Here is a 13,208-nt window from a genome sequence, read left to right as displayed (position 1 = left end):
GCGACGTGCTGCGCAGTTGGTGGTTGGCCGGTCTGATGCTGGTGTGCGGGGTGCTCGCCGCGGTCGGCGGGGACACCCCGGTGGTGGCCGTCGTCGAGTTCCTGGTCTTCGCGGTGCTGGCGGTGCTCTTCTCGCCGCTGGCCTTCCCGAGGTCGCTGCCGGCCGGGGAGGCGCGGCGGCGCAGCGCCCACGACGGCCGGCCGGTGGTCTACTGGCGGCCCGGCTGCCGCTACTGCCTGCGGCTGCGGCTCCGGCTGGGTCGCCGCGCCCGGCGGGCGTACTGGGTGAACATCTGGCGCGACCCCGACGGGGCGGCGGCGGTCCGGGCGATCACCGGCGGCGACGAGACGGTCCCGACGGTGGTGCTGCCTGATCAGGCCGTGGTGAACCCGGAGCCGGCCTGGCTGCGCGAACGCCTGCCGTCCTGACGGGAGCCGCGGCAGCGCGGCCCGGTCCCCGGTGTGGCTCCTGCAGGGCAGAGGTGCGGGGCGCGGGGCGGGGCGGGCGGTGACCGGGCAGACTGGTGCGGTGGACGGGATACGGGAACTGCTCGGGGTGGACCTGCCGGTGGTGGCGGCGCCGATGGCCGGCGGACCGACCACCACCGGGCTGGCCGCGGCGGTGGGCGCGACCGGGGCGTTCGCGTTCCTGGCCGCCGGCTACAAGACGCCGGAGGCGGTGGCGGCGGAGATCGCCGACCTGCGTGCCGCCGGCCGGCCGTTCGGGGTGAACGTCTTCGTGCCCACCCCGGTGCCGGTGGCGGAGGTGGAGTTCCGCCGCTACGCCACCCGGATCGCCGCCGAGGGCACGCCCTACGGGCTGGACCTGGCGGACGCGGCCCGCACCGAGGACGACGACCACTGGGCGGCGAAGCTCGACCTGCTGCTCGACGACCCGGTGCCGGTGGTCAGCTTCACCTTCGGCCTGCCGCCGGAGCCGGTGGTCCGGGACCTGCGGGGGGCCGGCAGCCGGGTGCTGGTCACGGTGACCGACCCGGCCGAGGCGGCGGCCGCGGCCGACCTCGGGGTGGACGGGCTGGTCGTGCAGAGCGGCGCCGCCGGCGGGCACCTGGGCACCTTCACCCCGGACGCCCCGCCGCCGCCGCGCCCGCTGCCCGAGCTGGTCGCGCTGATCGCCGGCAGCGCCGGCCCGCCCGTGCTGGGCGCCGGCGGGATCGGCGGCCCCCGGGACGTCCGGGCCGCGCTCGCCGCCGGCGCCGTCGGCGTGCTGGTCGGCACGCTGCTGCTGCGGGCGGACGAGAGCGGCGCCGGCCGGACCCACCGTGAGGCGCTGGTCGACCCGCGACGGGACCGGACGGTGGTCACCCGCGCCTTCACCGGCCGCCCGGCGCGTGGGCTGCGCAACGACTTCATCGACCGGCACGAGGCGGCGGCCCCGCTCGGCTACCCCGCGCTGCACCACCTCACCCGGCCACTGCGGGTCGCCGCCGCCCAGGCCGGCGACGCCGACCGACTGCACCTCTGGGCGGGCACCGGCTGGCGCGGCGCCCGGGCCGCCCCGGCCGCCGACATCGTCACGGACCTGACCCGCGACCTCTGAGAGCGCCACGTAACCACCTGACCGGCCGGTGAGCGGCCGGCCATCCGAGGGCGGCCGGGCTCGGATGGCCGGGAGCCGCCGGTCGGCGGCTCCCGGCGTACGGTCAGCCGGCGACTGAAGCCAGGTAGCGCTCGGCGGCGTCCGGGGTCATGAACCAGTCCCGGAAGTCGTTCGGGTCGCTGAACCCGTTGGCGAACCGCCGGGCCACGACCGGGTTGCCGGCGGCCGCGCCGAGCACCTGCTGCACGTGCGGCGGCAGCGGTTGCAGCATGGCGTTCGTCCAGCCGGTGACCGCCTCGCCGGTCTCGGTCCAGAACCGCTCGAAGGTCTGTGTCATCCAGTCCCGGTCGAACGGCCGGTCGCCGTGCTCCAGGATCGACCCCAGATACGTGTACGCGCACTTCGCGGCGGTGTTGCTGCCCTGGCCGGTGATCGGGTCGTTGGCCACCACCACGTCGGCCATGCCGAGCACCAGCCCACCCGAGGGCAGCTCCGCCACCGGTTGGCGCACCGTCGGGGTGTACCGCCCGGACAGGGTGGCCCGCCCGTCGGTCAGCTCCACCTCGGCGCACCGGTCGTAGATCCACGGCGTGTAGCGCCGGGCCAGGTCGAGGGTGAGCTTCAGGTGCTCGGCCGGATCGCGCCGCTCGGTCCACAGGTCCAGCGGCCCACCGGGCACCGCCTCCCAGAACAGGATCTCGCAGGGACCGGAGTGGGTCAGCGCCGGGATGACGAACAGCTCGCCCAACCCGGGCACCGCGTTGAAGCTGACGTGCGGCACCGGCAGCAGCGGGTCCGGGGTCATCCCGTGCACGTACGCCACGGCCAGCCCGCGCTGCGGCGCGTCGTACACCGAGCGGGCCGGGTCGCGGTCGAAGACGCCGACCAGGTCGCCCTTGCCGGCGGCCACCACGGTCAGGTCGTAGCGGCCGAGCCGGGCCAGGCCGTCCAGGTCGCTGGTGGTCACCGTCTGGTAGAGCACCGTGCCGCCGCGCTGCTCGAACAGTTCCAGCCAGTCGGCCATCTTGATCCGCTGGTCGGTGCTCTGCGCCGGCTCGTCGAGCGGGCACGCGATGCGCAGCGCCCGCTCACCGGGGGGCGCGGAGAGCGAGACCTGCAGCCCCTCGATCCGGGGCGCCCGGTCCTGCCACAGGTCCAGCCCGTAGCGGCGTTCCGTGGCGAGCGCGGTGCCGAACATCGCCTGGGTGCTCATGACCCAGCCCCGGCGGATCTCGTCGGGCGTCCGGGCCGACATCACGGTGACGTCGTACCCCTCGGCCTGCAGGCTCAGGGCGAGTTGGAGTCCGGACTGGCCGGCCCCGACGATCAGGATTCTGCGCATGGTTCCTCCAGGGTTGAGCTACCGCGCCGCGAGCGCGCCCGCGGTGGGCCGGGGGGTGCGGGACATGGCGTGTTCCACGACCGTCAGCAGCGCCCGCGCCACCGACGACGGGTCGCGGGCGTCGCAGGCGGTCAGGGGTACGCGGGCCGGCAGCGAGAGCGCGGCGCGGACGTCCTCGAGCGGGTGGTGCAGCACCCCGTCGAAGAGGTTCACGCAGACCACGAAGGGCACGTCGCTGTCCTGCTCGAAGTAGTTGACGGCCGGGAACGAGGCGGCCAGGTCGCGGGTGTCGGCGAGCACCAGGGCGCCGACCGCCCCCCGGCACAGGTCGTCCCACATCGGCCAGAACCGCGGCTGGCCCGGCGTGCCGAACAGGTAGAGCACCAGGTCGGGGCCGATGGTCAGCCGGCCGAAGTCCATCGCCACGGTGGTGGTCGTCTTGTCGATGCCGGGGTCCAGCCGGTCGACGGTCTCGCTGGCCGCCGTCATCCACGCCTCGGTGTTGATCGGCGGGATCTCCGAGATGGACTGGACGCAGGTGGTCTTGCCGACCCCGAAGCCGCCGGCGATGACGATCTTCGCCGAGGTCAGCAGCGGGCTGTCAGGCAAGTTTGCGGAGGCCATCGCGCAGTCTCTCCAGGAGGCGGAAGTCGACGTTGTGGTGGTCGGTGTGGATCAGCAGCCGGTCGGTGGCGGCCAGGTCGTCGACGACGACCCGGGTCACCCCCAGCGAGATCCCGCAGACCGCGGAGAGCTCGGCCACCGAGCGCGCCGCGGGGCGGGCGTGCTCGTACAGCGAGCGGGCCTCGGGCAGCAGGCCGGCGGCGAACACGGCGTCGTAGTGGGGCACCGACACCAGGGTGTGCACCAGCAGCGGCTGCCGGGTGCGGGTCCGGCCGGCGGTCAGCACGTACGGCCGGACCTTCCAGTACCTCAGCGGCATGATCATTTTCCTCCGGCCGGTCAGCGGGCCTGAGCGGCGGTCATCCGGTGCAGCTCGTGCCGGACGGCCGGCGTGAGGGCGTGCCACACCGCGCCGACGAACTGCGTCATCCGGTACGACACGACCCGCAGGTCGCAGCCGGCCGCGGCGGCCACGGCCAGGCCCGCGGACTCGCCCACCCGCATGAACAGCAGGTGCCCGCGGGGCAGCCGGACGGTGAGGTACTCGGCGGAGCCCAGCTCCAGCAGGGCGGAGCTGCGGTCGGCCATGCTGAGCAGGCCGGCGGTCAGCGCGGCGAGCTGGTCGCCCAGGTCGCGGCCGACGCCGTGCGAGGCGGCCAGTTGCAGGCCGTCCAGCGACACCAGCAGCGCGTGGTTGACTCCCGGCACGTCCTCGGCGAACTGCCGGATCAGCCAGGCGCAATCGGGCAGCCCGTTGCTCGTGCCGGTTCCCGGGTGGACGTGGGTCATCGCTGCCGTCCTTCGTGGTCGGTGGGGGTGCGGGCGTCGCTGACGCCGGCCGCGAAGGCGGCCGTCTCGTCCGGCCACGCCTCGGGCGGGGAGCCCACGCCGGGGTCGGCGGGGGGCCGGGGCGCCGGGACCCGGTCGCGGACGCTCTCGGGCACCCGGCGGGGCAGCCCGGGGGTGGCCGGCGCGTCGCCGGCCGGCGTGCTGAGAGTGGTCAGCCGGACGGTCGGCCCGTTGGTGCCGTCGTGGGGCGCGGCCATCGGCGTACTCCAGGGGTCGGTCCCGTGCGGGGCGGATGGCCAGGCCGGCGGCGGTGCGGGCGCGGCTGCGGCCGGGCCCGGCGCGGGGATCTCGCAGAGCAGCCCGCCGGGTACGGCCACGGATGCGGTGGTCCCGCCGGCGGGCCGGGTGGTGAGGGTGACCCGCAGGTGGTGGGCGACGGCCAGGTGGGCCACCACGGCGAGCCCGAGGTGGGCCGCGGGGTCGAGAGTGATCGGGGTGGCCGGCCGGCCACTGAGCAGGGCGTTGAGCTGGGTCAGGTGGTCGGGGTGCACGCCCACCCCGGCGTCCTCGACCCGCAGCAGGACGCCGCCGTCCTCGGTGACGAACGCCGACACGGTGACCGGGGCGGTGGGCGGGGAGAACCGGGTCGCGTTGTCCAGCAGTTCGGTGAGCACCCGGATCACGTCGTCGGCGGCGAACTCGACCACCGCCAGCTCGACCACGTGGCCGATCCGGATGCGCGGGTAGTGCTCGACCGCGGAGGCGGCGGCGCGGACCACGTCGACCAGGGGGACCGTCTGCGGGTCGGCGTCCTCGACCCGCTTGCCCAGCAGCACCTGGAGGTTCTCCGCGTGCCGCCGGATCCGGGTGTTCGCGTGGTCGATGCGGTAGAGCCGCTCGAGACGCTCCGGGTCCTGCTCGTCGGCCTCGACGGCCTCCAGGTGGGCGCCCATCTGGTAGGCCGAGGCGAGGATCCGCAGGGCGAACTGCTCGCAGATGGCGGGCCACGGGCCGGGCCCGCGGGCCTCCTCCGCAGGTGGCGGTGCGGGGGTTTCCGGTGGCGCGACGTCCCACCGGGCGACCGTCGGATCCAACCAACGTGCCGCCCGCTGCCGCCAGGTGGCCCGTCGCCGCGTGATGTCGGTGCTTCTCACGAAAAAACCGGCCTGTCCGTGATCTTCGGCTCTGGCATGGTGCAGCAGTCAACCATCACGTGTGCGCCGATTGCAACGTTGAAGGGCAACTTGGGGCGGTTTTCACACTCCGGTCGCCAGACTGCCACAAATGGTTGATCGGTCCCGCGCCGAAGAACGCAACAGCCGGATGCGAGATCTTTCCGGCGGGTCGGCCGTCAGCGGGGGCGGCATCCGATCGACCGGCCACCCGTGCGGGCCGCCCGACCGGCGGTACGGCATGATCATGGAAACGGCGTGGCGCGGAAGGGGACGGGCGGATGACGGTGGCGGTGCCGCGCGGCGGCCGGGTGCTCTTCATCGGCGACAGCATCACCGACGCCGGTCGGGACCGGGCCTGCCCCGACGACCTCGGCACCGGGTACGCCATGATGGCCTCCGCCTGGTTCACCGCCCGCCACCCCGACCACCGGGCCACCTTTCTCAACCGGGGCATCAGTGGCGACCGGGTACGCGACCTGCGGGCCCGCTGGGAGACCGACTGCCTGGCCCTCGCCCCGCAGGTGGTGTCGGTGCTGATCGGCATCAACGACACCTGGCGGCGCTACACCCGCGACGATCCGATCAGCGCCGCCGACTTCGCCCGTGACTACCGGCATCTGCTCGAGGCCACCCGGCCGCTGGGCGCCCGGCTGGTCCTCGTCGAGCCGTTCGTCGTCCCGCTGGACGACGCGCAGCACGCGTGGCGGGCGGACCTCGACCCGAAGGTCGAGGTGGTCCGCAAGCTCGCCGCCGAGTTCGACGCGACGCTGGTGGCGGTGGACGAGCTGTTCCAGGCGGCCGACGTGGACGGCCGGGTGTGGACCCGCGACGGCGTGCACCCCACCCCGTTCGGTCACGCGCTGATCGCCCAGGCCTGGCTGCGTGCGGTCAGCCCGTCGGCCTGAGTCTGCCATCGACGCCGATCGTGGTTAAGCTCGGCGGATGCACCGCTCCCGACTCTACGCCCTGATCCTCGACGCGCCCCGCGAGGCCGCCGGGCCGGCGACCGAGTTCTGGTCCGCGGCGCTCGGCGCGTCGACCCGTACCGACCCGGCCGAGCCGCAGTTCACCGACCTGGTCGACGTGGTGCCCGGGCTGGTCACCGCGGTGCAGTCGGTGGACGACGCGCCCCGGCACCACCTGGACATCGAGACCGACGACGTGGCCGCCGAGGTCGACCGGCTGGTCCGCCTCGGCGCCACGCCGGTGTCCCGCTGGCTCGACTGCCACGTGCTGCGGGCGCCGGGCGGTCACCTGCTCTGCGTGATCCCGGTGGCTAGCGTCCCGGGGCTGTTCGCGGCGACCGCCACCCGCTGGGACTGAGTCGGGGGTGGCCGCGAGAGCGCTCTCGGCGCCGGCGCGCCGGCGCCGCTCTGCGACCACCTGACCAGCGGGATCGGGTTTTCCAGCCATCGCTTCGGGTAGTCGCGGCGACCATGTGTGGCATCGGCGGTGAGGCGCGATTCGACGGCTCGCGACCGGACTCCGCCGCGGTCGAGCGGATGACCGGGGCGATGCGCTCGCGCGGGCCGGACGGCGAGGGTCTGCGGCCCGAGGGCTGGGTGACGCTCGGACACCGGCGGCTGACCGTGATCGACCTGTCGGAGGCGGCGGCGCAGCCGATAGTCCGCGAGGACCTGGGGCTGACGCTCGTCTTCAACGGCTGCGTCTACAACTACCCGGAGCTGCGCGAGGAGCTGATCTCCGCCGGACACACCTTCCGCTCCACGGGGGACACCGAGGTGGTCCTCGTGGCGTACGCGCAGTGGGGCGAGCGCTTCGTCGAGCACCTGGTGGGGATGTTCGCGGTGGCCCTGGTCGACCACCGGCGGGACCGCCTCGTCCTGGCCCGCGACCGGCTCGGCATCAAGCCCCTCTACCTGGCCGAGTCGCCCGGCCGGCTGCGGTTCGCCTCCACGCTGCCCGCGCTGCTGCGGGCCGGCGAGGTGGACACCGACATCGACCCGGTGGCGCTGCACCACTACCTGTCCTGGCACTCGATCGTGCCGGCGCCGCGCACCATCCTGCGTGGAGTACGCAAGCTGCCACCGGCCACCCTGCGGATCGTCGAGGCCGACGGCCGCTCCCGCGAGCACGTCTACTGGCAGCCGGACTACCGCCGCGACCCGGCACACGCCGGCCTGACCGCCGAGGACTGGACGGCGGCGGTCGGGGACGCCCTGCGCACGGCCGTGCGGCGGCGCCTGGTGGCCGACGTGCCCGTCGGGGTACTGCTCTCCGGCGGCCTCGACTCCAGCATGATCGTCGCCCTGCTCGCCGAGGCCGGCCAGCACCACCTGCAGACCTTCAGCATCGGCTTCAGCGGCCGCGACGGCGAGGCGGGCGACGAGTTCCACTACTCGGATCTGGTGGCGGGCGCCTTCGACACCGATCACCACCGGATCCGGCTCGGCGACGAGGACCTCGTCCCGGCGGTCCGCCGCGCCGTGACCGCGATGACCGAGCCGATGGGCAGCCACGACGTCGTTGCCTTCCACCTGCTCTCCGAGCAGGTCGCCCGGCACGTCAAGGTGGCCCAGTCCGGCCAGGGGGCGGACGAGGTCTTCGCCGGGTACGGCTACCACCAGCCCCTCGCCGACGTGCCCCGCGACGCGGTGGCCGAGGCCTTCGCCGACGCCTTCTTCGACCGTACGCACGCCGAGCTGAGCCGGATGGTAGGTCCGGCCCACGCCTGCCCCCGGGACGCCAGCCGGGAGGTGCTGGCGGCGCACCTGGCCGCCCCCGGCGCCGAGACCGCGCTGGACGCGGTGCTGCGCCTGGACACCCACCTGATGCTCCCCGACGACCCGGTCAAACGGGTCGACAGCATGAGCATGGCCTGGGGGCTGGAGGTGCGTACCCCCTTCCTCGACCAGGACCTGGTCACGCTGGCCGCCGCGTGCCCGCCCGAACACAAGACGGCCCGGGGCGGCAAGGGCGTGCTCAAGGAGGTGGCCCGGTCGGTGCTGCCGGCCGAGGTGATCGACCGGCCCAAGGGCTACTTCCCGGTCCCGGCGCTGCGCAACGTCGACGGCCCGGTCCGCGAACTGGTCGCCGAGGCCCTCGCCGCGCCGGCCGCCTGGCGGCGGGAGCTGTTCCGGCCGGCGTACGTGGCGGAGCTGATCGCCGACCCGGACCGCGCGCAGGCCGCCGCCGGGAGCAACAAGCTCTGGCAGCTCGGGCTGCTGGAGCTGTGGTTGCAGTCGCACGGCATCGACTGACCGCCTGGTGTCTCCGCCTCCTCGCCGGGTAAGCGGTGCGGATGAAGTTCCTCATCGCCGCCGCCGACACCGGCACCTACGGGTTCACGCTGGTGGGCGCCGACGGCCAGGTCATCGCCACCGGGCGGCAGTACGCCGACAAGGCCGCGGCCCTGGCCGTCGTCGCGGACATGATGCGCGAGATCGGCGGCGCCGCGATCGAGGACCGCACCGAGCCGACCGAGCCGACCGAGCCGGCCGGGGCGCCGCCCAGCCGGACGGTCGACGGGGAGCCCGACCTGGCCCGGATCGGGCGGTCCGGCATCCCGCCCGTCTGACCACCGGTGGTCAGCCGTCGAGGGTGCGCGCGGCCAGCTCGTCCAGGACCGCCCCGACGTCCCCGCCGGTGTCGGCCAGGATCCGCCGCTGCCGGGTCGCCCCGCTGCCGTCGCGGCGCAGCCGGTCGAGCTGCTGGTGCACCACGTCCAGGTCGCCGTGGCGGCTCAGTGCCGGAGTCACGGTGGTGACCAGGTCGTCGATCAGCTCCCAGGCCGGTCGGGACCCGCCCGCGCGCAGGTCGACCAGGTCCCCGTCCACCCCGTCGTGGGCGGCGCGCCAGTGCGCGGCAGCCACCACGCAGCCCCGGATCCGGGGCGCGGCCCGGCCTGCGCGCACGTCGTCGATCGTCGTGTCGACCAGGGCCCGCAACAGGGCGGCGACCAGCACGGTGTCGTCGACCGTCGGGCAGACGTCGCCCACCCGGACCTCCACCGTCGGGTAGGCGACGGACGGGCGGGCGTACCAGTAGACCATCTGGGCGTCCAGCATGATGCCGGCGTCGACGAGCTCCTGGACCGTCCGGTCGTAGTCGGCGGCGGAGTCGAAGTGCGGGGTCGGCCCGACGCTCGGCCAGCGGTCGAACTGGATGGCGCGCCAGCTCGCGTGCCCGGTGTCCCGCCCGTCGTGCAGCGGCGAGTTGGTGGTCAGTGCCTGCACCACCGGCAGCCAGGGCCGCAGATGGTTGCAGACCTGCACGGCGAGTTCCCGGTCCGACACCCCGACGTGCACGTGACAGCCGCAGACCGCCGGATCGTGCGCCACCGGCCCGAACCGGTGCGACATGGCACGGTAGCGGTCCTTGTCCGGCACCGAGCGGTGCGGCTCGCACACCGGCGTCGCCGCGACCGCCACCAGCCGCGCCCCCGCCGCCTCGGCGGCCTCCGCGGCGGCCCGGCGGAGCGCCACGAGGTGCTCGCGCAGCTCGCCCAGGCCGGTGCAGATCGGCGTCACCATCTCGACCATGCTGTGCCGGAACTCCTGCCGGCTCTGTTCCCGGCTGGCGCCGGCGAGAGCGGCGAGCACCTGGTCGGCCACCGGCAGGCTCTGTCCGGTCACCGGATCCAGGAGCAGGTACTCCTCCTCCACGCCGAGCGTGCGGACCGCCGGGACGGGCGCCACGAGCTCACCTCCGGGGTGCGGCCGGCACGCGGCGGACGCGTGCCGGCGTACCGCGCGGGCGGGTCGGCGACGGACGCACCGGGGTGCGCCTGCCGCCTCACGTCGACGGTACGGCGCATCCCCGGCACCCGGTGGACGTTTACCCTGGCCACTGCGCGCCGACCGGCCGGGCGGCGCTACCCCTCAGGCGGCGGTGACGGCGAGCGGCTCGGCGGGCCTGGCCGGCGCCGGGTCGGTGGACCGCCCGCTCGACGGGCCGACCCCGCCCGGCTCCGCGGTCGGCGGCGCGGGACGCGGGACCCGGGCGGCGCGCAGCCCCTCCTGGGCCTTGTTCCAGGCGGCGCAGGGCCAGGCGGCCCCGACGCAGCTCGGGCTGACGCAGACCTCGTCCTCGTCGGGCTGGTGGGCGTCGGCCACCGCCGCGGACAGGCCCCACAACAGCGGATCGGTCACCTCGACCGGTCGGTCGGCGTGCTCGGTGCTGGCTTCGGACATGTTCAGGTCCCCCCTCTTTGAGCCGCCCCTCTGTTTCCAGAACGTCCCTACGCCAAACCTGGTCACGCCGGATCTTCCGAGTTCGCCTCCGCCCGGCCGGCGGCATAGGCTGACCGACGTGGCGAGGTACTACGACCTGCACCCGGACAATCCCCAGCCCCGGGTGCTTCGGCAGATCGTCGACCTGCTCCGCGGCGACGGCCTGATCGCCTACCCGACGGACTCCTGCTACGCCCTCGGCTGCCAGCTCGGCAACCGCGCCGGGGTCCAGCGGATCCGGGAGATCCGCCGCCTCGACGAGCGGCACCCGTTCACCCTGGTGTGCGCCGACTTCGCCCAGCTCGGCCAGTTCGTCAAGCTCAGCAACGCGGTCTTCCGCCAGGTCAAGGCCGCCATCCCGGGCAGCTACACGTTCATCCTGCCGGCCACCGCCGAGGTGCCCCGGCGCCTCCAGGACCCGCGGCGGAGGGTCGTCGGGGTCCGCGTACCGAAGCACACGGTGACCCAGGCGCTGCTGGCCGAACTCGGCGAGCCGCTGCTCTCCAGCACCCTGCTGCTCCCCGGCGAGGAGGAGCCGCTGACCCAGGGCTGGGAGATCAAGGAACGGCTCGACCATCTGGTCGACGCCGTGGTCGACGCGGGCGACTGCGGCCTGGAACCGACCACCGTGGTCGACCTGTCCGGGCCGGAACCGGAGATCCTGCGCCGCGGCGCCGGCGACCCGTCCCGCTTCGAGTAGCGATTCGCCGTTCCACCCCGCCGCGCCCCGGCCGTGCGACACCGTGGGGTCCGGCGGACGGTGACGGGGGTACGGCGTGAGCGCACTCGTGCTGATCACGGTGCTCGGCGCCACCGTGCTCGTCGGAACGACCATCGGCGGGCGGTACAGCGTGGCGCCGCCCGTGCTGCTGATCGCCATGGGGGCGGGGCTCGGCCTGCTGCCGCCGTTCGACAACGTGATCCTCGAACCCGAGGTGGTGCTGCTGCTCTTCCTCCCGGCGATCCTCTACCGGGAGAGCCTGGTCATCAGCCTCCGCGAGATCCGGGCCAACCTCGTGGTGATCGCCCTGCTCGCCGTCGCGCTGGTGATCCTCACGATGGTCGCCGTGTCCTACGTGGCGCAGGCGCTCGGCGTCGAGCCGGCCGCCGCCTGGGTGCTCGGCGCGGTGCTCGCGCCCACCGACGCCGCCGCCGTGGCCGGCCTGGCCAAGCGGATGCCCCGCGGCATCCTCACCACGCTGCGCACGGAGAGCCTGGTCAACGACGGCACGGCGCTGGTCCTCTTCGCGGTGGCCGTCGGGGTGATCGCCGGCGGGGCGGTGCCCAACGCGCTGGAACTGGGCAGCCAGTTCGTCGGCAAGGCGGTCGGCGGGATCCTCTCGGGTCTGCTCGTCGGTGGCGTGGTCATCCTGATCCGCAAGCACGTCGACGACCCGATGCGCGAGGGCGGCCTGAGCATCCTCACCCCGTTCGTCGCCTTCCTGCTCGCCGACGCGGTGCACGCCAGCGGGGTGCTCGGGGTCGTGGTCGCCGGCCTGCTGCTCTCCTACGCGGGGCCGCAGGTGATCCGGGCCCGCTCCCGGCTCACCGCGTACGCGTTCTGGGACCTCTCCACCTTCATGATCAACGGCAGCCTCTTCGTGCTGCTGGGCATGCAGGTGCCCCGGTCGCTGCGCAGCATCACCAGCCACTCGCCGCTGGAGTCGTTCGGCATCGCGGTGCTGATCGTCCTGGTGGTGACGGTCACCCGCATGATCTGGGTGCAGCTGTCGGTGGCCGGGCTGCAGGGCATCGACCGCCGGGAGTCCCGCCGCGCCCGCCGCTTCGACGCCCGGGACCGCACCGCCGCCGGCTGGGCCGGATTCCGGGGCGCGGTCTCGCTCGCCGCCGCGCTGGCCGTCCCGGTAACCACGCACGCCGGGACCCCCGTGCACGAACGCGACCTGATCATCTTCGTCACCGTGGTGGTGATCGTGCTGATCATGCTGGTGCAGGGCACCACCCTGCCGGCCGTGGTCACCTGGGCCCGCCTGACGGGGGACCGGGAACGGGAGCACGAGGTGCGCTGGGCCCGGATCCGGGCGACCGAGGCGGCCCTGGACGCGTTGCCGGAGGTCGCCGCCGAACTCGGCGCGTCCCTGGACACCGTGAACCGGCTCCGCGCCGACTACCAGGACCACCTGGCGGACGTCCGCTCCCCGCGCAGTGACGAGGTCGACGAGGAGCGTGACATGGCCCGGCGGCTGCGCCTCGGCGTGCTGGACCGCAAGCGGCAGGAGGTCACCCGGCTGCGCAACACCAACCAGATCGACGACGTGGTGCTGCGGCAGATCCAGGCCGCCATCGACATCGAGGAGGTTCGGCTGCTCGGCCCGGCACCGGAGGACTGAGCGCCCAGCTCCTGAGCGTGGCTCCCGGCGCGGCCGGGCGGGAAAGCTGAGACCACCCCCGCCCGGCCCGTCCGGTCAGCCGGCGCAGTAGACGTCGCCGGAGCAGCCCTCCAGGCCCCGGGCCCAGGCGATCATGTTGGCCCCGTTGTAGATCTCGGACTGCACCAGGGTGCAG

At 74.3% G+C, this 13,208-nt stretch carries 15 protein-coding genes; 8 read left to right on the top strand and 7 right to left on the bottom strand.

Annotated features, from left to right (window positions below; all coding sequences use genetic code 11):
- The first annotated feature begins 5 nt into the window (after positions 1-5).
- Positions 6-428 carry a glutaredoxin domain-containing protein gene (locus AB0F68_RS24815; protein WP_357342319.1) on the top strand — a complete coding sequence of 141 codons (423 nt, stop codon included), beginning with the start codon at positions 6-8 and terminating at the stop codon, positions 426-428.
- 100 nt (positions 429-528) lie between these two features.
- Positions 529-1,560 carry a nitronate monooxygenase gene (locus tag AB0F68_RS24810; RefSeq protein ID WP_357342317.1) on the top strand — a complete coding sequence of 344 codons (1,032 nt, stop codon included), beginning with the start codon at positions 529-531 and terminating at the stop codon, positions 1,558-1,560.
- A gap of 103 nt (positions 1,561-1,663) precedes the next feature.
- Here AB0F68_RS24810 and AB0F68_RS24805 read toward each other — a convergent pair whose 3' ends face one another.
- Genes AB0F68_RS24805 through AB0F68_RS24785 form a run of 5 tightly spaced genes read right to left on the bottom strand, consistent with a single transcriptional unit; the run spans position 1,664 to position 5,469 of the window.
- Positions 1,664-2,902, bottom strand: coding sequence for a styrene monooxygenase/indole monooxygenase family protein (locus tag AB0F68_RS24805; RefSeq protein ID WP_357342315.1), 1,239 nt, complete (start codon positions 2,900-2,902; stop codon positions 1,664-1,666).
- Positions 2,903-2,920: 18 nt separating this feature from the next.
- On the bottom strand, positions 2,921-3,526 hold the full coding sequence (locus tag AB0F68_RS24800) for an ATP/GTP-binding protein (RefSeq protein ID WP_357342311.1): 606 nt from the start codon (positions 3,524-3,526) through the stop codon (positions 2,921-2,923).
- Positions 3,504-3,845: a DUF742 domain-containing protein gene (locus AB0F68_RS24795; RefSeq protein ID WP_357342309.1), complete on the bottom strand. Its 342-nt coding sequence runs from the start codon at positions 3,843-3,845 to the stop codon at positions 3,504-3,506. The genes AB0F68_RS24800 and AB0F68_RS24795 overlap by 23 nt, the downstream gene beginning before the upstream one ends.
- A gap of 20 nt (positions 3,846-3,865) precedes the next feature.
- The gene (locus tag AB0F68_RS24790; RefSeq protein WP_357342306.1) at positions 3,866-4,315 is read right to left on the bottom strand and encodes a roadblock/LC7 domain-containing protein; all 450 of its coding nucleotides are present in this window, start codon (positions 4,313-4,315) and stop codon (positions 3,866-3,868) included.
- Positions 4,312-5,469: an ATP-binding protein gene (locus AB0F68_RS24785; RefSeq protein WP_357342303.1), complete on the bottom strand. Its 1,158-nt coding sequence runs from the start codon at positions 5,467-5,469 to the stop codon at positions 4,312-4,314. The genes AB0F68_RS24790 and AB0F68_RS24785 overlap by 4 nt, the downstream gene beginning before the upstream one ends.
- Before the next feature lie 299 nt (positions 5,470-5,768).
- On the opposite strand from AB0F68_RS24785, the gene AB0F68_RS24780 reads away from it, so the two are divergent.
- From AB0F68_RS24780 to AB0F68_RS24765, 4 genes are all read left to right on the top strand, one after another.
- Positions 5,769-6,395 (top strand): SGNH/GDSL hydrolase family protein, encoded by a 627-nt coding sequence (locus AB0F68_RS24780; protein WP_357342299.1) that lies wholly within the window; start codon positions 5,769-5,771, stop codon positions 6,393-6,395.
- A 37-nt stretch (positions 6,396-6,432) separates the two neighbouring features.
- A complete protein-coding gene (locus AB0F68_RS24775; RefSeq protein WP_357342296.1) occupies positions 6,433-6,813 on the top strand; it encodes a VOC family protein in 381 nt (126 codons plus the stop codon).
- A gap of 113 nt (positions 6,814-6,926) precedes the next feature.
- The gene (locus AB0F68_RS24770) at positions 6,927-8,711 is read left to right on the top strand and encodes an N-acetylglutaminylglutamine amidotransferase (protein WP_357342293.1); all 1,785 of its coding nucleotides are present in this window, start codon (positions 6,927-6,929) and stop codon (positions 8,709-8,711) included.
- Positions 8,712-8,752: 41 nt separating this feature from the next.
- Complete coding sequence (locus AB0F68_RS24765) at positions 8,753-9,028, top strand: YegP family protein (RefSeq protein WP_357342290.1); 276 nt, start codon at positions 8,753-8,755, stop codon at positions 9,026-9,028.
- A 10-nt stretch (positions 9,029-9,038) separates the two neighbouring features.
- Here AB0F68_RS24765 and AB0F68_RS24760 read toward each other — a convergent pair whose 3' ends face one another.
- Together AB0F68_RS24760 and AB0F68_RS24755 are read right to left on the bottom strand one after the other, a co-directional pair.
- Positions 9,039-10,148, bottom strand: coding sequence for a glutamate--cysteine ligase (locus AB0F68_RS24760; protein ID WP_357342288.1), 1,110 nt, complete (start codon positions 10,146-10,148; stop codon positions 9,039-9,041).
- A gap of 183 nt (positions 10,149-10,331) precedes the next feature.
- Positions 10,332-10,643, bottom strand: a complete 312-nt coding sequence (locus AB0F68_RS24755; RefSeq protein WP_357342286.1) for a hypothetical protein — start codon at positions 10,641-10,643, stop codon at positions 10,332-10,334.
- 118 nt (positions 10,644-10,761) lie between these two features.
- Between AB0F68_RS24755 and AB0F68_RS24750 the strand changes: the two genes are divergently transcribed.
- A complete protein-coding gene (locus AB0F68_RS24750; protein WP_357342284.1) occupies positions 10,762-11,382 on the top strand; it encodes an L-threonylcarbamoyladenylate synthase in 621 nt (206 codons plus the stop codon).
- A gap of 76 nt (positions 11,383-11,458) precedes the next feature.
- Complete coding sequence (locus AB0F68_RS24745; protein ID WP_357342282.1) at positions 11,459-13,033, top strand: Na+/H+ antiporter; 1,575 nt, start codon at positions 11,459-11,461, stop codon at positions 13,031-13,033.
- Positions 13,034-13,208 lie beyond the last annotated feature (175 nt).

Origin of the sequence: Micromonospora sp. NPDC023966 (assembly GCF_040639095.1) — a bacterium.
Lineage (GTDB): Bacteria > Actinomycetota > Actinomycetes > Mycobacteriales > Micromonosporaceae > Micromonospora.
Note: the sequence above shows the minus strand (reverse complement) of the source record. Positions and strands in the feature narration are given on the sequence as shown.